The sequence below is a fragment of the Kordiimonas sp. SCSIO 12610 genome (assembly GCF_024398015.1).
GTDB lineage: Bacteria > Pseudomonadota > Alphaproteobacteria > Sphingomonadales > Kordiimonadaceae > CANLMI01.
Genome location: NZ_CP073747.1, coordinates 1698869 through 1719407, shown reverse-complemented (window position 1 = coordinate 1719407; position 20539 = coordinate 1698869). Strand labels below are relative to the sequence as shown.

General features: G+C 44.1%; 20 protein-coding genes. 2 read left to right on the top strand and 18 right to left on the bottom strand.

The window, feature by feature from the left end:
• Positions 1-12 precede the first annotated feature (12 nt).
• From phhA to hppD, 5 genes are read right to left on the bottom strand one after another with little or no spacing between them, the layout of a single operon-like run.
• Complete coding sequence (gene phhA, locus KFF44_RS07930) at positions 13-891, bottom strand: phenylalanine 4-monooxygenase (RefSeq protein WP_255938743.1); 879 nt, start codon at positions 889-891, stop codon at positions 13-15.
• A 56-nt stretch (positions 892-947) separates the two neighbouring features.
• Positions 948-1607, bottom strand: coding sequence for a maleylacetoacetate isomerase (gene maiA, locus KFF44_RS07925; RefSeq protein WP_255938742.1), 660 nt, complete (start codon positions 1605-1607; stop codon positions 948-950).
• 7 nt (positions 1608-1614) lie between these two features.
• On the bottom strand, positions 1615-2622 hold the full coding sequence (locus KFF44_RS07920; RefSeq protein ID WP_255938740.1) for a fumarylacetoacetate hydrolase family protein: 1008 nt from the start codon (positions 2620-2622) through the stop codon (positions 1615-1617).
• A gap of 51 nt (positions 2623-2673) precedes the next feature.
• Positions 2674-3216 carry a VOC family protein gene (locus KFF44_RS07915; protein WP_255938734.1) on the bottom strand — a complete coding sequence of 181 codons (543 nt, stop codon included), beginning with the start codon at positions 3214-3216 and terminating at the stop codon, positions 2674-2676.
• A gap of 50 nt (positions 3217-3266) precedes the next feature.
• Positions 3267-4355, bottom strand: a complete 1089-nt coding sequence (gene hppD / locus KFF44_RS07910) for a 4-hydroxyphenylpyruvate dioxygenase (protein WP_255938732.1) — start codon at positions 4353-4355, stop codon at positions 3267-3269.
• 115 nt (positions 4356-4470) lie between these two features.
• Between hppD and KFF44_RS07905 the strand changes: the two genes are divergently transcribed.
• Positions 4471-4917 (top strand): MarR family winged helix-turn-helix transcriptional regulator, encoded by a 447-nt coding sequence (locus tag KFF44_RS07905; RefSeq protein WP_255938730.1) that lies wholly within the window; start codon positions 4471-4473, stop codon positions 4915-4917.
• A 9-nt stretch (positions 4918-4926) separates the two neighbouring features.
• Here the strand turns inward: KFF44_RS07905 and KFF44_RS07900 are convergent, their stop codons facing one another.
• From KFF44_RS07900 to ald, 3 genes are read right to left on the bottom strand one after another with little or no spacing between them, the layout of a single operon-like run.
• Positions 4927-5973 (bottom strand): EAL domain-containing protein, encoded by a 1047-nt coding sequence (locus KFF44_RS07900; protein ID WP_255938728.1) that lies wholly within the window; start codon positions 5971-5973, stop codon positions 4927-4929.
• A gap of 30 nt (positions 5974-6003) precedes the next feature.
• Positions 6004-7011, bottom strand: coding sequence for an asparaginase (locus KFF44_RS07895; protein ID WP_255938726.1), 1008 nt, complete (start codon positions 7009-7011; stop codon positions 6004-6006).
• Positions 7012-7026: 15 nt separating this feature from the next.
• A complete protein-coding gene (gene ald / locus KFF44_RS07890; RefSeq protein ID WP_255938721.1) occupies positions 7027-8145 on the bottom strand; it encodes an alanine dehydrogenase in 1119 nt (372 codons plus the stop codon).
• Positions 8146-8318: 173 nt separating this feature from the next.
• Here ald and KFF44_RS07885 point away from each other — a divergent pair, with 173 nt between their 5' ends.
• Positions 8319-8774 carry an Lrp/AsnC family transcriptional regulator gene (locus tag KFF44_RS07885; RefSeq protein WP_255938718.1) on the top strand — a complete coding sequence of 152 codons (456 nt, stop codon included), beginning with the start codon at positions 8319-8321 and terminating at the stop codon, positions 8772-8774.
• Between the two features lie 13 nt (positions 8775-8787).
• Here the strand turns inward: KFF44_RS07885 and KFF44_RS07880 are convergent, their stop codons facing one another.
• From KFF44_RS07880 to KFF44_RS07835, 10 genes are all read right to left on the bottom strand, one after another.
• Positions 8788-9786 carry a cysteine synthase A gene (locus tag KFF44_RS07880; RefSeq protein WP_255938717.1) on the bottom strand — a complete coding sequence of 333 codons (999 nt, stop codon included), beginning with the start codon at positions 9784-9786 and terminating at the stop codon, positions 8788-8790.
• A gap of 79 nt (positions 9787-9865) precedes the next feature.
• Complete coding sequence (locus tag KFF44_RS07875; protein ID WP_255938716.1) at positions 9866-10372, bottom strand: hypothetical protein; 507 nt, start codon at positions 10370-10372, stop codon at positions 9866-9868.
• A gap of 34 nt (positions 10373-10406) precedes the next feature.
• Complete coding sequence (locus tag KFF44_RS07870; RefSeq protein ID WP_255938715.1) at positions 10407-10901, bottom strand: PAS domain-containing protein; 495 nt, start codon at positions 10899-10901, stop codon at positions 10407-10409.
• Between the two features lie 55 nt (positions 10902-10956).
• Positions 10957-11451 (bottom strand): PAS domain-containing protein, encoded by a 495-nt coding sequence (locus KFF44_RS07865; RefSeq protein ID WP_255938714.1) that lies wholly within the window; start codon positions 11449-11451, stop codon positions 10957-10959.
• On the bottom strand, positions 11451-13217 hold the full coding sequence (locus KFF44_RS07860) for a DUF885 family protein (protein ID WP_255938713.1): 1767 nt from the start codon (positions 13215-13217) through the stop codon (positions 11451-11453). The genes KFF44_RS07865 and KFF44_RS07860 overlap by 1 nt, the downstream gene beginning before the upstream one ends.
• 114 nt (positions 13218-13331) lie before the next feature.
• Complete coding sequence (locus KFF44_RS07855; RefSeq protein WP_255938712.1) at positions 13332-15074, bottom strand: ATP-binding protein; 1743 nt, start codon at positions 15072-15074, stop codon at positions 13332-13334.
• A 171-nt stretch (positions 15075-15245) separates the two neighbouring features.
• Positions 15246-16004: an SDR family NAD(P)-dependent oxidoreductase gene (locus tag KFF44_RS07850; protein ID WP_255938711.1), complete on the bottom strand. Its 759-nt coding sequence runs from the start codon at positions 16002-16004 to the stop codon at positions 15246-15248.
• Positions 16005-16054: 50 nt separating this feature from the next.
• The gene (locus tag KFF44_RS07845) at positions 16055-17803 is read right to left on the bottom strand and encodes a long-chain fatty acid--CoA ligase (RefSeq protein ID WP_255938710.1); all 1749 of its coding nucleotides are present in this window, start codon (positions 17801-17803) and stop codon (positions 16055-16057) included.
• Between the two features lie 43 nt (positions 17804-17846).
• On the bottom strand, positions 17847-18911 hold the full coding sequence (locus KFF44_RS07840) for a hypothetical protein (protein ID WP_255938709.1): 1065 nt from the start codon (positions 18909-18911) through the stop codon (positions 17847-17849).
• A 163-nt stretch (positions 18912-19074) separates the two neighbouring features.
• Entirely contained in the window at positions 19075-20448 is a 1374-nt protein-coding gene (locus tag KFF44_RS07835; RefSeq protein WP_255938708.1) for a tetratricopeptide repeat protein, read from the bottom strand.
• Positions 20449-20539 lie beyond the last annotated feature (91 nt).

Sequence of the window (20539 nt, the reverse complement as noted above, 5' to 3'; positions counted from 1 at the left end):
CTTTAAAATATTTTAACTGGCATTAGCCAACCTACCACCTTTGTCGGCATATTCCTGAGTGCCATTCGTATAAACCGTGTCACCTTCAAGAATATCTGCGGGTCTGATGGGTTTACCTGCCTGCTCCAGGCGATCATAAAGCGGACCAAAGTCCTGATAGGTTGCCTGCAGTAATTCTTCGAAACTTTCGATCACCCAATAAGTCTGTTGGAAGTCATCAATTCGATAGTCGGTCTTCATTAAACGCTCGAGGTCGAAATGAATACGGTTGGGGCTATCGTCTTCCAAACAGAATATACTCTCTGATTTCGAGCTTACGATACCAGCGCCGTAAATACGCATTCCTTCATCAGTTTTAATTAGGCCAAACTCAACCGTATACCAATACAAGCGCGCTAAATTAGGCAACACCCCGCGCCCTGCTGCGCGTTGACCGCCTTTACCGTACGCCGCCATGTAATCCGCGAAAACCGGGTTCGCAAGCATGGGAACATGGCCATAAACATCATGGAACACATCAGGTTCTTGCAAATAATCAAGCTGTTCTTCGCTTCTGATAAAATTACCAGCGGGAAAACGACGGTTAGCGAGATGATCAAAAAATACTTCATCCGGCACCAAATCAGGAACTGCTACAACCTGCCAACCCGTAGCCTTCATCAGCTTTTCAGAAAGTTTCTCAAAGTTCGGAATACCGCCATCAGATAAACTCAGCAACTCTAGGCCGTCCATAAATTCCTTGCATGCGCGGCCTTGTAGGATTTTACCTTGGCGCGCATAAAGCCTGTCCCAGCGGTCGTGCTCTTCTGCTGAAAAGTCTTCCCAGTTTTGGTCAACTGTATAATCTTCACGCACCTCGACGGTTCTGCCTAAACGTGTTGTGATTAACATACCATACCTCTCTTATTCACCACCCCCAGATGGTCTACCTCATTACTAAATTTCTACTAATCTGCTGGAGCGTCCGGCTGATTTTCCGGCATTGACTTCATAAAGGCCGGATGCTCTGCACAAGACGCATAAATTCTCTTAATCACAGGGAATTTCTCTAAATTCACCTGAAAGCGCATGGCATTCCATACTTGTGGCACTAGATAGACATCGGCCATACTTGGTAAATTGCCAAAACAAAAATCACCACGATACTTGCTTGAAGTAAGCATCGCCTCAAGAGCCGTGAAGCCCTCGACTATCCAATGACTATACCATGAATTCACTGCATCCTGATCGGCGTCAAATTCCGACTTCAGTTTTTGCAATACTGAAAGATTATTTAAGGGGTGAATATCGCACCCAATCACATTCACAAGTTGGCGAACCCACGCACGCTCATTTGCGTGCGAAGGCAGCAATGGCACATCAGGATACACTTCATCAAGATATTCAAGAATGGCCGGTGACTGAGAAATTCCAAGGCCATTATCAACAAAAAAAGGCACGCGTCCCTGCGGGTTCATTGCAAGATAATCCGGCGCCTTGTGATCATTGGCCGATGGTTTCAAATCAACTGCTTTATATTGATAATCAAGCCCTTTTAAAGCGAGCGCAATCCGCACACGAAATGCAGCAGATGATCGGTAATAACCGTATAAAATTCGCTCGCTCATAACGCACCTAACCTTGTTTTACAGCTTGATCAATAGAACCAAATATTGACTGCCCATCACCATCAAACATTTCTATTTTTATTGTATCCCCAAACTGCATAAAGTTCGTCAATGGTGAGCCATTTTGAATGGTTTCAATCATGCGGATTTCCGCAATACAACTATATCCGACGCCACCATCGCTGACTGGTTTACCTGGTCCACCATCAAGTTTGTTGGAAATTGTTCCTGATCCAACAACTGCCCCTGCCCCAAGTGGACGGGTTTTCGCTGCGTGGGCAACAAGTGTCGCAAAATCAAACGTCATGTCGATGCCTGCTTCCGGTTTACCGAACACAGCACCGTTATAGTGGGAAATAATTGGCAGATGCACCTTGTTATCCGACCAGGCATCACCAAGCTCGTCAGGCGTGACACACACAGGGCTAAACGCGCTAGAAGGTTTAGACTGGAAAAAACCAAATCCTTTTGCAAGTTCGCCAGGGATCAATCCACGAAGTGAAACATCATTCACGAGCATCAAGAGTTTAATGTGAGATGCTGCGTCAGAAGCGCTTACCCCCAACGGCACATCATCAGTGATGACAGCGATCTCAGCTTCAAAATCCACACCCCAACCGTCTGTTGTTGGGAATACGATATCTTCTTTCGGGCCAAGGAATGTGTCAGAACCACCCTGATACATCAACGGATCATGCCAGAAACTATCCGGCATTTCAGCGTTACGCGCCTTGCGAACCAATTCTACATGATTAACATAAGCAGAACCGTCAGCCCACTGATATGCACGCGGTAGCGGCGACGCGCATTTTGCTTCCTCAAAGGCTTCGCCTTCGATTTCACCGGCATTCAACTGATCATAAAGTAACTTTAATGCAGGTGCCTTCGCATCCCAATCATCAATGGCAATTTGAAGCGTTGGGGCGATATAACCCGCGATAACCATTTTCGACAAATCACGTGATACAACAACCAATTTGCCGTCACGGCCATGTTTCAATGATGCTAATTTCATAGATATATTCCTAAATACTGATCGCTATAAATATCGGGATCATTTCCATCGTTATTGCGGTTTAAATTCGCCCCTGCCATGCAGCCAATCAGCATGACGCGGTGCTTTCTTGGTTTTCGACCATTCATCAAGCATTTCGGGCGCTACACGTTTCAATTCTTCCAACATTCCCGGCTTCGCGGTATTTGCCGCAAGTTCAAGGCGGTGACCATTTGGGTCGAAGAAATAAATTGATTTAAAAATCGTATGTTCTGTCGGGCCAAGAACATCAATTCCTGCGGCTTCCAGGCTTTCTTTTGCAGCCAATAGCGCATCAAGGTCTTCAACCTGAAAAGCGATATGCTGGACCCACTCTGGCGTGTTACCGTCACGCCCCATGGTTGGCTGTTCAGGCAGTTCAAAAAACGCCAGAACATTACCGTTCCCTGCATCCAGAAACAGATGCATATAGGGGTCGTAGGCTCCAGTAGAAGGCACATGGTCTTCGGCAATTGCAAGTTGGAAATCCATATTCAGGTGCTTTTGGTAAAACTCTACAGTTTCCTTCGCATCCTTGCACCGATAGGCAACATGATGAATACCTTTTAGTTCCATTGAAATTTCCTCTTACAATCGCCCTAGCCTAATACTCTTGATGACTTAAATTATGCCGCGCTCTCGTCTACCTCAAGCACACCACGAGCGATCTGATCACGCTCGATCGATTCAAATAGCGCTTTAAAGTTTCCTTCACCGAAACCATCATCTTCTTTACGCTGAATAAATTCAAAGAATACTGGCCCAAGCGCATTCTCAGAGAAGATTTGCAATAACAAGCGTGGCTCATCGCCCTCTGTAGTACCATCAAGAAGGATACCACGAGCCTTCAACTCATCCGCAGGTTCACCGTGACCAGGAAGGCGTTCGTCAAGCATTTCATAATATGTGTCTGGTGGTGGTGTCATGAATTTAACACCTTTTTCCTTCAGGCGATCCCAACAAGCAATCAGATCATCACACGAGAAGGCAATATGCTGAATACCTTCGCCGTTATAGGCCATCAGGAACTCTTCAATTTGGCCCTTACCGCCTTGTGCTTCTTCATTTAATGGAATACGGATCATACCATCCGGGGCAGTTAATGCCTTTGATTTAAGGCCTGTGTATTCACCCTTGATATCGAAGAAACGGATTTCCTTAAAGTTGAAGAATTTTTCATAAAATTCTGCCCAGTAATCCATCCGGCCACGATAAACATTATGCGTTAAGTGATCGACAATATTGAAACCACATCCTACCGGATTACGGTCAACGCCCTCAAACCATTCAAAATCGATATCATAAATGCTGCTACCTTCTTCAAAACGATCAATAAGGTAAAGCGGTGCACCACCGATCCCTTTGATGGCAGGCAGACGGAGTTCCATCGGGCCTGTTGGCACGTTCACTGGCTGTGCGCCCATTTCCAAGAGTTTGTTATACGCAAACTGAGCATCCTTAACGCGGAATGCAAGGCCGCATGCGCTTGGCCCGTGCTCTTCAGCATAAAAGGCCGCAGGACTTTTAGGTTCATAGTTAATGATGAAATTGATGGCACCCTGACGCCACAAAGTTACGTCCTTAGAGCGATGTTTCGCAACAGCCGTGAAACCCATTGCTTCAAAAACAGGTTCTACAATACCTTTTTCCGGTGCTGTAAATTCAACAAATTCAAATCCACATAATCCCATTGGATTTTCGAATAGATCAGCCATAACGATTTCCTTAAACTTGTCAAAATATAGCACGACGGCTATATGAAATTTGTGTTTGCTTGAGAAATATATTAGTTTCATATGTAACTAATATCAAGATAAAAGAAAGAAATTGATGAATAGTTTTGTTAAAAACAAACTCAAGCTACAGGCTTTCTTGCCATACCGCCTTTCTGTGCTGTCCAATCGCATCAGCAGGGCGATTGCAGATCGGTATGAAGAGCAGTTTCAGATATCACTTCCAGAATGGCGGGTTGTCGCTGTTCTTGGCGACACACCTGATATCTCGGCGGGTTCTGTCGCCCAAAAAACAGCGATGGATAAAGTTGCCGTATCAAGGGCCGTAAACAAACTTTTAGAATCTGGCCTGTTGATCCGAAAAATGTCAAATGAAGACAAGCGCCGCTCAATACTATCGCTTTCGGAAAAAGGTGCTGAAATTTATGGTCAGGTAGCTCCGCTAGCGATTGATTATGAAAACAAACTTTTGGAGCAATTGAGCGACGAAGACCGCACGCAACTCGAAGACCTGCTTAACAAACTGGAAAAGATTGAGCTTTAGTTTTTAAGTCTAATCTTCGTTATACCCAATTGGTCTTTCGCTAGGATACCCGAAATAATATCCCTGCATGTAATCCACGTCTACGTCCTTTAGGATAGCGTAGGTTTCTTCGTCTTCCACGCCTTCCGCTATGACCTTTGTCCCAACCTGCTTCGCCGCATCGACAATATTGGCGAGCAAGTTCCATTTGAACGGATCGCGCATGATATTATCAGTAAGCGACTTATCAATTTTTACGTAATCGGGCCTTACTTGTGTGAGGGTAACAAGGTTATTGAAACCTGTTCCAAAATCATCGAGCGCAAACTGAACACCATGATCGTGCAACAACTCGACTACCTTTTGCATAGTATCCACATCAGGAATTTCCTGGCTTTCAACCAATTCAAAAACCAATTGATTTTTTTCATATTGGAAATTTTTGGTAACCGTCGATAGCCAAGCCGTAAAGGCCTCTTCCGACTTGATGGACTCTGGCAAAACGTTAATGAACACACGTTCTTTGATATCAAACTTCTTTGCATATATTGCTGCAACTTCGCCTGCAGCCAGATCTAGCGGGTAAAGCATTCCCAACTTTTCCGCCGTGCCGAACATATAGGGTGCTGATATCACCCGCCCATCAGGATATAACCCCCTGAATAGGAATTCATAGCCCATCACGTCCTGTGTATCATGTGCATTCACAATAGGCTGCATCAATGGCTTATACCTACGATCAACCAATAGCTCACACAACCAACGGGCTGATGCTTCCATATTAAATTGTTCGATGGTACGAATGAAGCCAAATTCATTCATGGACGGGGTCAGTGAATAGGAAAAAAGAATTTTTATCTTTTGCTGTTCTTCTTCGCTCAGGATTTCACTCAACTGCGTGATTTTAGTTTCATGATCCTCAACTGCGTAGCAGCGAACGGACGCAAAAAAGTTTTCACTATGAACACGGGTGCTTTCATCGAAACGGGTATTTATTTTTCTGTATAGTTCGCGGCTTTTACACCAGAAAAAAATATACCCTTTATCTTCATTTATGTTTGAAACAGAAGCTTCCACCCAAAAACCCTCGTGTCGTGTAATTAATAATCATCTTATTGTGACTAATGTTTCCACGATTTGGGTAAAGGACTTATTAACATTTTCAGTTTTTTTTGAAATTATTAAAGAAATCAGGATACGAGCCTTCTTTGCATTCAAAATACCCGCTGAAATCATACCGTTAGAGAAAAGATCAATCTCTGCCCCTACATAGCCATATGTATTCTCTAACACACGACCATTATAGGCTTGGCTTGCAATCACAACCGGTATCTGACGAGCCAATTCTTTAAGTTTAGTCGCCCACAATTCAGAAACATGCCCCGCCCCATACGTGTCTATGACTAGACCTTGATAATTTTTACCAACGTCATCAAGTAATAAACCACCATCGTCCAGACAAATTGGCAAGCAAGCGACTGGTGCAATATCATCAACGAAAATTAAATCTTCACGAAGAACATCGTCTATTTTTATGCCTTGCTTATGCCAGAAAACTTGCTGTTCTGAAACATAGCCGCAAGCCCCCCCATCAGATTGGAACGCATCAAGCGCCCATGTATGGGATTTCTGTACTAAAACAGGATCATGAATTTCATTATTCATCACCACATACACGGATGCAGTGCTTATACTGATCGCCGTTAAAATAGCAGCATATAAATTCGCTGGTCCATCACTACTCAGCTGGTTGGGAGAGCGCATAGCGCCCGTAAAAATAATAGGCTTATCCCCCTGATAAATAAGCTTCATCAGAAAAGATGTTTCCTCCATTGTGTCCGTGCCCTGCGTTACGATGATGGCATCGGCATCGCTCATGCGCGCTTTTTCAGAGAGGTTTTTGATGGTTGCGAAATCAAGGTTTGCACTGGCAACATTAGAAATAGTTTCAGCGCGCACGCTGGCAATCTGATCCAACCCGGGAACAGAATTCACCAAATCTTCGGCGGTTAAGGTTGGGCTAACACCTTTATCCTGACCAGCCGAAAGCTGATCAGGGGTCATTGCGATTGTACCTCCAAGAGCATAAACATCAATCAAAGGCAAATCGTTCATTCTGGTATCCTCGACTTAGTTTGCAATCACATCCTGTGCTGCAACATAAGTAAGATTTTGATCACGGGCAACCGCTTCGTATGTGATTTTACCTTCGCATACATTCAGCCCTTCAAGCAGATGCTTGTCATCTTTCAATGCTTGCTTCCAACCTTTGTTTGCAATTGCAACCGCATGCCTAAGCGTCGCATTATTAAGCGCAAGCGTAGATGTTCGCGCCACACCGCCAGGCATGTTGGCAACACAGTAATGCACAACTTCATCAACAATATAGGTTGGGTTTTCGTGCGTCGTGGCTTTAGAAGTCTCAAAGCAACCGCCCTGATCAATTGCCACATCAACGAGCACAGAACCGCGCGGCATTTTAGAAATCATTTCTCGCGTGACAAGCTTTGGTGCAGCCGCGCCCGGAATTAGAACCGCGCCAACGGTCAGATCAGCCGAAAGAACATATTCTTCAACCGCATCCTGTGTTGAGTAAATCGTTTTCACACGTCCCTGGAAAATGTCATCCAGTTGCTGCATACGGCGGATTGAACGATCAAGAATGACCACATCGGCGCCCATACCAACAGCCATCCGAGCAGCATTTGTCCCGACAACGCCGCCGCCAATAATAGTTACTTTCGCAGGTGCAACACCCGGCACACCACCCAATAGCATACCACGACCACCCTGGCTCATCTCTAACGCATGCGCACCAGCCTGAATAGACATCCGGCCAGCAACTTCTGACATCGGCGCCAATAGCGGTAAGCCACCAAAATTATCGGTTACAGTCTCATAAGCAATCGCGATTGCACCTGATTTTATCAAACCCTGTGTTTGCTCGGGATCTGGCGCCAAATGCAGGTACGTATAGAGGATTTGACCTTCACGGAGCATTTCACACTCAACAGCCTGCGGTTCTTTCACTTTAACAATCATGTCGGCAGCGGCAAAGATTTCTGCTGCTGTTCCCTTGATCGCAGCACCCGCTGTCACATACATTTCATCGCTGAAACCAATTTCTGCTCCGGCGTTTTTTTGCACAATAACATCATGGCCATTGACAATAAGTTCACGAACCGATGCAGGCGTTAAACCGACGCGGTACTCACGATTTTTGATTTCCTTAGGAACCCCTACTAACATACCCTCACTCCAAAATAACAAATTCAAAATCATGACTGCCTTTTCTAAGGCAGCGACACGAGCCATATATAAGCGAAAATGGCTGATGCGTCCTTGCAAATAGATTGAATTTTATTGCAATAAATGGCATATAATATCAAATATATAGTATTTATTCGCAGAAAGTTCGACTTATGGAACTAGATAAGATTGATCGCTCCATTTTACGAATCCTTCAAATCGACGGCAAGATATCTAATGTTGATCTTGCCAATAAAGTTGGCCTGTCAGAGTCCGCATGTTTGCGCCGCGTGAAAAACCTACACGAAAACAAAATTATCCAGAATTATGTAGCCCTGCTGAACCCAAATATTATTGGTGTCCCCGGGTCTGTATTTGTTCGTGTTTCACTTGATCACCAGCAACAAAGCAAGTTAGCGCAATTTGAGGTCGCGGTTCAGGATGTTGAAGAAGTAATGGAATGCTATCTGATGAGCGGAGATGTAGATTATATGCTACGTGTGGCGGTTAAGGATGCCCCCGATTATGAGCGCATCCATAATATTTTATCTGCCCTACCCGCTGTTGCTCGTATTCATACAAGCTTTGCCATCAGAACAGTTTTAAAGAAAACAAATTTGCCTGTATAAAAGGTATGCGGTTCTATAACCAATCAGGTACGGGCAAGCCTTTTTCTTTTAAGAATTCAGGGTTAAACAAGCGCGACTGATACCGTAGGCCACTGTCGCAAATGATTGTTGCAATCGTATGCCCAGGCCCCATTTTTTTAGCGAGGCGAATTGCACCAGCCAGGTTAACACCGGTGGATGCACCAACACACAACCCTTCCTTTTGAAGAAGCTCGAATGCAAGTGGAAGAGCTTCCTCATCAGTGATCTGGAAGGCTTCATCAACAGGAGCCCCTTCAAGGTTTGGTGTAATCCGTGACTGACCAATCCCTTCGGCAATAGAACTACCTTCAGCCTTTAATTCACCGTTTGTATAATAATTATAGAGCGAAGCCCCCATAGGGTCGGCAATACCGATAACGATATCTTTGTTAAACTCCTTTAGGCCAATCCCTGTGCCTGCCAAAGTCCCTCCAGTACCCACAGCACAAATAAAGCCATCAAGAGTTCCGTTTGTTTCGTCCCACAATTCGCGCGCAGTTGTTCGAATGTGCGATTCACGATTGGCAACATTTTCAAATTGCCCTGCCCAAATGGCTCCGTGCTCGGCGGTCGATGACAATTCTTCTGCAAGTCGGCGCGCAACATGCTGGAAGTTATTTGGATTTGAAAAAGGAGCTGCCGGTACTAATTTCAGTTCCGCGCCCAAAATACGAAGCGTATCTATTTTTTCCTGACTTTGTGTTTCAGGCATTACAATAAGCGTTTTATACCCTTTTGCATTCGCAACCACAGTAAGGCCGATACCGGTATTTCCAGCAGTACCTTCCACAACCAAACCACCCGGTTCCAAAAGACCTTTTTTCTCTGCGTCTTCGATAATACCAAGCGCAGGGCGATCCTTAACAGACCCACCGGGGTTCGCATACTCGGCCTTACCAAGAATGGTACATCCTGTTAATTCAGATGCATATTTCAACTTAATGAGCGGGGTATTGCCAATTGCACTTAAAGTGCCTGCGTAATCAGTCATAAAGAACCTCCTAAAACCGGACAGTTCTATAGACTTAACATGAATAATTTCGCAAGCCACTTATTTGTGAGGGATCGTTTTAATGAAAGTGAGAATAGGTTAAAAGCATGTTGACTTCACCTTCGTCATCGATCAACGGTAAAAGAATGGAATCGTAAACCTTATAATCATAATGCGAAAATGTGAGCTTCACACCAATACTAAGAAATGGCAGGCAATGGTGTATTGACCAATTACAGCGGTCAACAACCCGTTCAGCATTTGGAACTTCATCAACATACTGCCCTGTTGTATCAAAACCGATTGCATCGACAAACTCTGTGCCTATCACACGTACCTTCAAGCGTTTATTCGGCCCAATAACATCGTGTAAAACAATTAACGGCAGTTGTTGTTTCATGCTAATGACAGAAAGATCCTGCCTCGAGCAGGCAGGTCTACCCTTTTTATGGCTATCCCAATTGTTATAAAGGTCAAGCGCAAGTGGCCATGCATGATCTTTAACATCATCGCCAACATAGAGCGAACAATCAGGATGTTCCGCGCGCAAGCGATCTAAACTTTTCAAGTTTGATAAATTACCCATTTCAGCCCCCATGCCGACAATATATGGGTTTTTATCAATAAAATCTATTCAAATACAAGATCATATCAACCGATTGCTCGTCGTTGATCAAGGGCAGCACAAGACTATCATATTTTTTGTAATCAAATGGTGACCATACAAGCTCAAGGCCTATACATAAAATTGGTTCGCAATTCTCAGCAACCCATTGTGCTCTGTGTATAACATCTTGCGTCTTATCCAACTCATCGACATATTTATCCGTGGCGTCCATACCAATAGCAGCCGCGAATTGCGTCCCCATTAGGCGTACCTTCAACCTGAACGGATCTCGCTCAATATCATGAAGCGAGATAAGCGGTAGTTGCTTTATCATATCACGCGGCGTTAAATCCTGACGACTACAGGCGGCTCGATTATTTTTTTTACTATGCCATAATTCATAGAGCTCGATGGCATCAGGCCATAGATGGTCAGGCAACTCTGGCAGGTTATAGAGTTGAGCAGGCTTGTTTACATCTTCAAGCACATCAAAAGACTTGGTGCTCATAATTCAATTCAACTTTCTTCTCGACCCCATTTCAAACATTGATAGCAGATACAAATTAATAATATTTTGCTAAATACATAATCATTGCAACTCTATCGGCCTCATCTATCAAAGGGAGCGCCAAAACATCATAGTGCTTATAATCAAGATGTGACCATATAAGAGGCAAATCAACGCACAGCATAGGGCAACAATTTTCTACAATCCATTTGGCCCGTTGTAATAAAAACTCTGTCCCTTGAACTTCATCAACATACCAACCGGTCGCTTCCATTCCCGTGGCTTCGACAACTCCCGTTCCAATTAGGCGGACCTTGCTGCGCAGGGGGTCATAGGAAATATCGTGCAGTGCAATTAAAGCCAGACACTGTTTCATTTCTTGCGGTGTAAAATCCTTCCGCTGCGGCGCCTTATTTTTCGCCTTCTTTTTGTTCCAAAGATCATATAAATACTTAGCATCACTCCATAAATTAGGCACACAGTCGCCACCGACGAACACCTTCCCTGGCAGGGCATTTTTCTTTATGGTTTCCAAATGATCAATGCTCATCAGTCTTGCCCGGAATCTGATACCTTCCGCTCAATCCATTCAACAATTCTTCGCTCTAAAACGTTCAGTGGAACACCACCCGCAGACAAAACCTGATCGTGAAATTCTCGAATATCAAATGCATTTTCTAAAGCGTCCTTGGCCCTTTTACGTAATTCAAGTATTTTTAGCTCACCCATTTTATAAGCAAGGGCTTGGCCTGGCCATGAGATATATCGGTCAACCTCTGTTCTGATATTCAACTTTGAAAGTGCGGAATTTTCTTCCAACAGTTTTATCGCCTGATCGCGGCTCCAGCCCTTGTAATGAATACCTGTATCAATAACCAACCTGCAGGCGCGCCACATTTCATAACTCAGCCGACCAAAATGATCATAAGGCGTTTTGTAGATACCCATTTCGATACCAAGTTTTTCGCTATAAAGCCCCCAACCCTCACCAAAAGCATGCGGATAAAGCCCTAACCGAAATTCAGGAACATTTTCCAGCTCCTTTGAAAGCGCACTTTGATGATGGTGTCCAGGGACAGCTTCATGAAGTGTCAAAGCCCTCAGATTATATAGAGGCCGATTATGCAAAGCATATGTATTAACCCAGTAATACCCCCCTCTTGGTGCATTCAAAGGAGAACCCGAATACCGACCCGTTGTATAATTCGGTGCAAGCGAGGCAGGAACAGCTTCTACTCCATACGGTTGCCTTGGTAATTTCCCAAAGAAGGCTGGCATTTTACCATCAATTTCCTTGGCGATAAAAGTTGCATTCATAAGCAACTCTTCCTCGGTTTTTGCATAAAACTGAGGGTCTGACCGAAGAAAGTTGGTAAATTCGTTAAAGCTGCCTTCAAACTTAGCGTCTTTGATCACATCTTCCATTTCACTGCGAATACGCGCAACTTCTTTTAGACCCAGTTCATGAACTTCATCCGGCGAGATATCCAAGGTGGTATAGAATTTCACCATAGCTTCATAATAGGCTTTGCCGTTCGGCGTGTTTGAAGCAGCGAGATCAGTGCGTGCAGCGGGATAATATTCATTCTGCATAAAATCATTTAATTTCTGATACGCAGGCACAACACTGTTCAAAATCGCTGCTTTCGCAGCTGTCAGAATTGCATTTTGATCTCCCTCAGGAATATCGCTGTTGAATTCACGAAAAGCCCCGAAGAAAACACTATCTTCGGGCTTTGACACGATATGAGCGCCGAATGTTGGCATCAAGCCATCTAAAACAACTTTCGGCATTGTGAAATCATCACGAACACCAGCGCGCATATTTTCAATATGCTCGTCGAAATAACGCGGAAGGTCATTCAAACGATCAATGTATGCGTAATAATCGTCTTTGCTGTTAAATCTGATGCTCTGCCATATTCTAGTTGGAGCGGTATGAAATCCACTATCGCTATAGAACGGGATCCTCCATGTCCGGTGTTTTGCAAACACAATTGTCCGACTAAGAAGATAATCGAACATGTCGTAATTTAACTGAGAGGTGGCAGATAACGCATTTCTATCAATTGCATACAGTTTGTTTCTGAGATTAGCGGCAAATTTAGCGCGGCGCTGATGGTCTGCTTCGCTTACACCTTGAAATTTTCGACCAATGGGCATGTCGGCGCCGATCGGGCCAGTTCCAGGATTTTCCTTATAATATGCCGCCCGCTCTTCTTGAAAAAGTTTTGTCAATGCTTCTTCAGCATCATTTGCGGATACATATTCAAAAGAAAATAAAAGGATAATCAAAGTAGTGATAGCAAACCGCATAATATTTCTCGCTCAAGCTTAGTAATATCGATAGGTGGTTGATATATGCTATTATAATATCAGGGGGCTGCCAAGGATTTCACATCAACGGTGGAGATAAAATTATCCGCAATATCAGCCAAGTTCATCAAGCAAGGCATCAAGGGGATCTACATCTAATTTAGGCTCATTAGGCACTTCAGGCTTTGAAGCCGTTTTTACGTTCACTTGCGCCGACAAATCTGTATCCACCGTGTGTATTACATCACCCAAAACGGAATTCATTGTGATCAAAAGCTGTTGTCGATTGATAGGTTTTGTAACAACATCCTGCATTCCAGCAGACTTGAAGCGCTCTATTTGCTCTGGGAAGGCATCTGCTGTACAGGCAATAATAGGTATGGACGCATAGGGTTCGTCCATAGCTCTTATCCATTTGGTCGCATCCACACCACCGAGTACTGGCATTTGAATATCCATCAATATCAGATCAAATTCTTGCTGCTCGACCAAACTGCATGCGATAGCACCGTCCGATGCGTTCGTTACCTGATGGCCCACTTTTAAAAGAATATTATTGAGGATTGTCAGATTAATCTCATTATCATCAACAACAAGAATATTGAGCGAACGTGTAACCGATTGTTGCTCAATGGGGACCTGACAAATCAAGAGGTCTTCGGGCGCAATGTCCTCTATATTGCCTTTCGTGAATGGGAAGTGGAATTTAAATTCAGACCCCTCACCTTCGCTGCTTTCAAGAGAAATTCCGCCCCCCAAAAGCTCAGAAAGCTGTTTGCATATGGCAAGCCCAAGTCCAGTACCACCGTACTTTCTAGTCGTTGATGCATCAGCCTGGGAAAATTTAGAAAACAATTTCTCTTGTGCTGGCCTTGGAATTCCAATCCCAGTATCCTTCACCGCAATTTCAATATAACCATTGTCGCCTGATTTATCGCCAAGCAAATTCGCCGTTACTGTAACGGACCCAACATCTGTAAATTTGATCGCATTTCCAAGAAGGTTAAATAGAATTTGCCGAATACGGGTTGGATCACTAACGATAGCTTCAGGAATATCATCCGCAATATCGCATGATATATTCAGGCCTTTTTCATTGGCTTTTGATGAAAGAACCTCAATAGAACGCTCAACCACGGAAAGCAGATTAAGTGTTTGAGATTCTAATTCAACCTTGCCTGCTTCCAGCTTTGAAATATCCAGAATATCATTGATAACAGTCAATAATGATTGTGCTGACTGTTTCAAAGTAGAAGCATACGACAACTGTTCTGTACTGAGGTCAGAATCGAGCAACAAATCAATCATACCGATAACACCGTTCAGTGGTGTGCGTATTTCATGGCTCATTGTGGCAAGAAATTCTGACTTGGCTACACTTGCTGACTCGGCTGCGTCACGTGCTTTAGAAAGTTCGGATGCAAGCTTCGCAAACGCCTCCCTTTGGTCACGCAGAACAGTTTCATTGCTTTGTTTTTCTCTGATAACTTTATTCAGGCTGGCACGAACATTGTCAAATTCACTTCCCGTTTCTTCGGCTACACGCATATTTTCAATGATCGATCGAACCGCTTCCTGAAGGTCTTGATCGATTGCCAGTTCATTTAAAACAGCATCGCTTTGAGTCAGTTTTTTATCAGCAACAAGTGCCAATAATTCATTGAGTTTTCGTGCAGGAACAATTTCGTTGGTTTCGATCAATAATCTTACGATAACACCGGCCAGGGCCCCAAAAAGTGCGGACCCTAAAAATGGTAAATACCCAAGCCATTCACCCGTCGTAAGGTAAAATGACATGATGGACGAAAATGTACAAAACACGGTAAAGACTATAGGAATAAACCTGGTTATCTTCATCGCTTTTGCCCCAACTATATTAAAATTAGATTATTGAAATTTCTAATAATAACTATAACCTCTAAAATCTTAAATAATTGTCAACGATAAGACATGGGTTTGACTGAATGATCAAAGCTCATCAACACGTCGGTTTACAGGCAATTTAATAACTAATCTGACGGGGTGGCTTTAGAACTGTATCCGCCTTGAAAAGCCACCATCTACAATTACGTTGGTACGCGTTATCCATGATGCAGCTGGGCTGACCAGAAACGCAACCGTCTTCGCAACTTCTGCTGTGGTCCCAAGGCGGTTCATCGGATGGCGTTCTGCAACTTGATTATAGGTCCCTGGCTGAGCGCTTTGAACCTTTCCCCAAAATCCATCATCCACATGAATAGGGCCTGGTGATACACAATTTACCCTTATGCCATGTTGTGCTGCAATATCCCCCAATTGGCTGGCATATGTGATCAAACCGGCTTTTATGGTATTATAGGGACCAGGTTCCCCCATAATTTCAAGTCCGGCAATACTAGTAATAACAACAATTGAGGGATCAACGCCTTTCACGAGCTCACCCAGCATGGCCTCACAGCCGCGCACAGTTGCCATTAAATCAACGTTAAAGGCGGCTTGCCACCCTTCTTCACCTGCGTTCGCACCAGCGCTCACATTCGGGATAAAAATGTCCGCACCACCAAGGGCCGATACCGCCTCAGCCAGCCATGCTTGATACTCGGCAGGATTTCCAACGTCACAGGCCTTCGCCCAAACGTTAGCGCCTTTCGCTTTATAAACCGCAAGCGTAGTCGCGATCTCATCAGAGTTTCGGGCGCAGTAAGCAACCGAAGCGCCTTCATCTAACAAGGTGTCGACAATCGAGGCTCCAATTCCACGCGTCCCCCCAGTGATGAGAACTCGCTTTTCCTTTAGACCCAAATCCATAATCGACACCCTTCCCTTAAACTTAAATCGTCCAAACCCTAACAGGATTATCAGGCATGATCGATCTCTTTATGGGCAATATCACGAAGCTCACGCCGAAGGACCTTGCCAACTGGTGATTTCGGAAGCTCATCAACAAACTTTACGATCTTCGGACATTTGTAATTTGTAAGATGTTCCTTACAATAATCAATCACGGCTTTTTCATTTAATCCATCAGCAGCTTTGACCACATAAGCCACAACTTTTTCACCCGTTGCAGCACTTGGCACGCCAACAACTGTTGCTTCAGCGACACCGTCCATTCGGCTTAGAACATCCTCGATATCAGTTGGGTACACATTAAAGCCGGAAACGATGACCATATCTTTCATCCTGTCAACAATGTATAAATACCCATCGTCATCTACATATCCAATATCACCCGTTTTTAGCCAGCCATTTTCGATGGTTTCTGCGGTTGCTTCAGGGCGGTTCAAATATCCTTTCATAACCTGCGGGCCCTGTATCCATATCTCGCCGTTTTTACCCTTGGGCACGTCCTTGCCATCCATAACTGTCCTGATTTTAACACCCGGCAGTGGCAAACCAACAGAGGCCGGCCTGCGTTTTTCACCGAGCGGCATCGTCGCAACTGCGCAGGTTCCCTCGGTCAGGCCGTACCCTTCATAGATTTTGGTATTAACAAGCTTTTCCCATGCTTCCATTGTAGCGGGCTGCAACGGTGCAGCACCCGAATAACAGAATTGAAGCGTCTTTGGTGGGTTACTCGTAAACCATTCTTCCTGCAACAATCCTAAATACAGCGTATTGATTCCCGGAAGGATAGAGATATCAAACTTGTCGAAAACAATCTTGAGGTTCGATAATGGGCGCGGCACCGGCACAAGAACGATATGAACACCAGAATACATGCTGGCCAGCGCACCAACCGCGAGCGCATAAACATGATAAAGCGGCAGAAGAAGCATCATTGTTTCTTCGCCTTTTTCGTATGCACCGTCATTGACTTTGGTGCCCTGCGAAACATTCGCGACCACATTATTATGGGTTAACTCTGCCCCTTTACTGCGGCCCGTTGTGCCCCCGGTATATTGGAAAATAGCTGGATCATGAACATCAACATCATCCAGATACCCCGCAACACTATGCCCGGCATTCAATAGTTTTAGACCCGCGTTCAACACATCCTGAAAGGTTCCATCGGGTTTAAGGGCAAAATTCGGGACAGATTTTTTGATATATTTCATCGCAAAACCGAGCAGCGATTTTTGCACAGCCGGGAATAAATCCAAGAGGGAGAGTTTGTATATTTTTTCAACCCCGGTTCCCTCAGTTGCCTCTGCGGCGCGGTCCCCAAACACATCGATCAAAAACAGGATTTTAGCGCCGCTATCCTTCAATTGATGTTGGCTTTCCTCAGCCGTGTATAAAGGGTTTAGATTGGTTACAATTAAACCAGCTTTCAAAATTCCAAATGCAAGAATGGGATAGGCAAGCGTGTTTAGACACTGAATGGCAACAACATCACCCTTCTTAAGTCCAAGCTCTTCACGCAGGTAAACAGCAATGGCATCCGAATATTTCCCTAAGTCATTGAAGGAAATGGTTGCACTATGTCCTGTAGGCAAAGCACAGCTAAAGGCAGGTTTGTCACCATACTCGTTTACTGAATTATCGACCAAACCACTAACGTGTATTGCCAGCATATCCTCGTCAGAAAAAGTCGAGCTTTGGTAAATCAGGGCATCATCAACAACAGTTTCAGTTGCGTCAGACATTGTATTTTTATCATCCATAACCGGGCCTACTCATAAAAATAAATTGCGAAAATCCGAAATGTCATTGAGGCATTTCCAGACGGTCCATTAAGGCACCATGATCTTGCAGCAAGTCTGAAAATTCATGTGCCATTCGCTCGCTTTCCCTGATAACCGTTGTCCAAATTTTCAAGCGTTCTTCATCGGAAAAATCCTGAAAATTCTTACGGTCTGGTATTGCCCCATTCGGCAAGCTAGCCACAAAATCATCACTCGGTGCGAGCAAAAGTTGATGATCAAGCGTTTCGGCTGTTGCCCTTCTTGTTTTAATTGATTTGTCGAACCATCCAGGAACCAGATGGCTATAGAAATGTGGATAGAGAATGATCCCTTCATTCAATTGCCACGGAATGTCAAAGTGATAATCGATCACGCCGCCGTCGCGGTAAACCCCTTTTGGGCCACCTGCGATATCCTTGATGGCGGATACAACAAATGGGATGGACCCAGAAGCCATCAAGGCATCCGCAAGTGCTTCGGGCAGCAACCTGATATCATGGCGATTATAACCGCCCCACTGATCAGAAAGCGCAACCGTTTGATCAGAATGAAAGACCGCACGCTCAAAGAAATTTACAAGGTTATCGCGAGATAACGCGTTGGCCCCAGCCGATACAAGCAAGCCAATGGCTTCCAAAACCTTGTTTGGGCTCGCGAGCAACCCCTTGCATTTCACCGCAACAATATGAAGCGGACGATTAGGATTATTCGTGATTTTAATCCGATCTTCGTCGGTGAAAATACTATCGAGAATCCGGTAGCTTTCGCGGGTGATATCCTCAGCTTTATCGCTTTTGGAATATCTGTATTTGAAATACCCTTCTGTGAAGGTTTCAAACATTTTATCTGCGCTCGGGTGCGCCGCACAGGACATACGCCACGCCCCGATGGAAGAGCCGATTAAATCAATCTTATGATTAGCGTTCAAAAGCCAATCACCAAAAACGAACTTATCAAGACCGTTTAATATTAACCACTTGGGGCCACCAGACGCACCAACAACCATCCGCACCAATTCGGGCGAAAGGCCATCGTTTTCAATTCTTTGTCTTGCAGTTTCACCCGCAATCAAGCGTAAAGCGCGCATCACTTCCCTAAAACGCTGGTTTTACACGGCCCCTCAGCCGCAGGTTTACGTTAAGGTAAAGATCATAATGAAACGCATTAGTTTTGCAAGCGTGGAATGGTGCTGATAGTCAATTATTTACATTTTTGTCGATAAAAACTATCGATGATAATATTTAAATGAATTAATCGTCTAACTCTTTGAGAAGTTTTTTAATTTTTTTAATGTCTGCCTTCATTCCCATTTCTTTGAACAAAGTATGAGCAAGCTCCCAATACTCTTTCGCTTTGCTCTTATCCCCATTTGCCTTATATAATGTCCCTAAGTTGCCATATGTTTTTGCAATACCTTCTTTACGGCCCAGTTCCTCATTTATCGTCAAGGCTTTTCGATGATAGTCTTCCGCCTGAACTAACTCACCCAGCTGCAAATATGTATTACCGAGGTTTGTATAGTCACTTCCGATGTTTTCCTTACGATTAAGGTTTTCATTTATAGCTAATGACTTCAAATGATAATTTCTTGCTTCATCTAAGTCATTCAACTCATAATATAAATTACCAAGATTACCGTACTGACTTGCTATTCCTTTCTGGCGACTAAGACTTTTGTTAATATTTAAAGATTTCAAAAAATAGTCTTTTGCCTCTTCCAAATTACCGCGTATCTGAGATATAACGCCAAGATTGCCATATTGAATTGCAACTCCCTTTTTACGATCTTGACTTTCATTTATAGCCAAGGCCTTAAGGTAATAATCTTCAGCCTTATCCAAGTTACCTCGTGCCCGATGCACTATCCCAAGATTTCCGTATGCAATCGCCTCAGCCTCAACATCATCGACATTCTGAGCATTCAACAGTATTTTTTCATAACACTCCGTAGCCTTATCAAACTCGCCACATCGTTCGAACAAATGCCCACATCTATTAATACTATTTAGGTCATCCGGTTTTAACTCTTGAGCTTTTGTATATGCTTTCATTGCTCCTTGAGTATCATGGTTATACCTCAGCGCTCCTAAATGAACCAAAGCATCAAAACGTTGTTCATCGGGCAAATTATCACGTTCCAATAACGCTTCAAATAGCCTTTCAGCGCCATCAGTCTTACCTTCTTCCAAGCTCTGAAGTGCAAGCTGCATAAGGTGTGGTGGTGCATCTTCGATTTCAGAAACAGCGGCAATTGCCCCAGCCAATTCAGCCTTGTTATTATCGTTCTCAAGGTCACGAGCGGCATCCTTATTAGCGCTTTGATACAAAACCCATTCTGCTAAAAGTTCAGGGTTACGTTCAGCGAGAAATTCCATAAACTGAGAATTGTTTTGCTCTTTTTTGCCACCTTGTGGCTTGATCAATAGTAAGACAGCAAGCAACAGCGCGATTACAACAGCCGCGGCCAAAATACCTTTCATGTATATTGGTAATACACTGAAAAAATCAGTTACAAAAAGGCCAACTACTAAAACAGCGATTAACGCCGCCAAACTCAGGCGCCCCGCACCAGCCGCCTTAACAAGGTCAACCAATCCTGCAATATTTTTGAAAAATTCTCCCATAACGGGAACAGCACATTATCGTTTTTGTTAGTCAAGAAAGGATAAGAAATGTCATAACGTGGTTTGACCAAGGTATCCATTGGCACTAAGC

Bases quoted from the DNA above. Each gene is read 5' to 3' on its own strand.
- phhA (WP_255938743.1), bottom strand. From the start codon at position 891: ATGTTAATCACAACACGTTTAGGCAGAACCGTCGAGGTGCGTGAAGAT.
- maiA (WP_255938742.1), bottom strand. From the start codon at position 1,607: ATGAGCGAGCGAATTTTATACGGTTATTACCGATCATCTGCTGCATTT.
- KFF44_RS07920 (WP_255938740.1), bottom strand. From the start codon at position 2,622: ATGAAATTAGCATCATTGAAACATGGCCGTGACGGCAAATTGGTTGTT.
- KFF44_RS07915 (WP_255938734.1), bottom strand. From the start codon at position 3,216: ATGGAACTAAAAGGTATTCATCATGTTGCCTATCGGTGCAAGGATGCG.
- hppD (WP_255938732.1), bottom strand. From the start codon at position 4,355: ATGGCTGATCTATTCGAAAATCCAATGGGATTATGTGGATTTGAATTT.
- KFF44_RS07905 (WP_255938730.1), top strand. From the start codon at position 4,471: ATGAATAGTTTTGTTAAAAACAAACTCAAGCTACAGGCTTTCTTGCCA.
- KFF44_RS07895 (WP_255938726.1), bottom strand. From the start codon at position 7,011: ATGAACGATTTGCCTTTGATTGATGTTTATGCTCTTGGAGGTACAATC.
- ald (WP_255938721.1), bottom strand. From the start codon at position 8,145: ATGTTAGTAGGGGTTCCTAAGGAAATCAAAAATCGTGAGTACCGCGTC.
- KFF44_RS07885 (WP_255938718.1), top strand. From the start codon at position 8,319: ATGGAACTAGATAAGATTGATCGCTCCATTTTACGAATCCTTCAAATC.
- KFF44_RS07880 (WP_255938717.1), bottom strand. From the start codon at position 9,786: ATGACTGATTACGCAGGCACTTTAAGTGCAATTGGCAATACCCCGCTC.
- KFF44_RS07875 (WP_255938716.1), bottom strand. From the start codon at position 10,372: ATGGGTAATTTATCAAACTTGAAAAGTTTAGATCGCTTGCGCGCGGAA.
- KFF44_RS07870 (WP_255938715.1), bottom strand. From the start codon at position 10,901: ATGAGCACCAAGTCTTTTGATGTGCTTGAAGATGTAAACAAGCCTGCT.
- KFF44_RS07865 (WP_255938714.1), bottom strand. From the start codon at position 11,451: ATGAGCATTGATCATTTGGAAACCATAAAGAAAAATGCCCTGCCAGGG.
- KFF44_RS07860 (WP_255938713.1), bottom strand. From the start codon at position 13,217: ATGCGGTTTGCTATCACTACTTTGATTATCCTTTTATTTTCTTTTGAA.
- KFF44_RS07855 (WP_255938712.1), bottom strand. From the start codon at position 15,074: ATGAAGATAACCAGGTTTATTCCTATAGTCTTTACCGTGTTTTGTACA.
- KFF44_RS07850 (WP_255938711.1), bottom strand. From the start codon at position 16,004: ATGGATTTGGGTCTAAAGGAAAAGCGAGTTCTCATCACTGGGGGGACG.
- KFF44_RS07845 (WP_255938710.1), bottom strand. From the start codon at position 17,803: ATGGATGATAAAAATACAATGTCTGACGCAACTGAAACTGTTGTTGAT.
- KFF44_RS07840 (WP_255938709.1), bottom strand. From the start codon at position 18,911: ATGCGCGCTTTACGCTTGATTGCGGGTGAAACTGCAAGACAAAGAATT.
- KFF44_RS07835 (WP_255938708.1), bottom strand. From the start codon at position 20,448: ATGGGAGAATTTTTCAAAAATATTGCAGGATTGGTTGACCTTGTTAAG.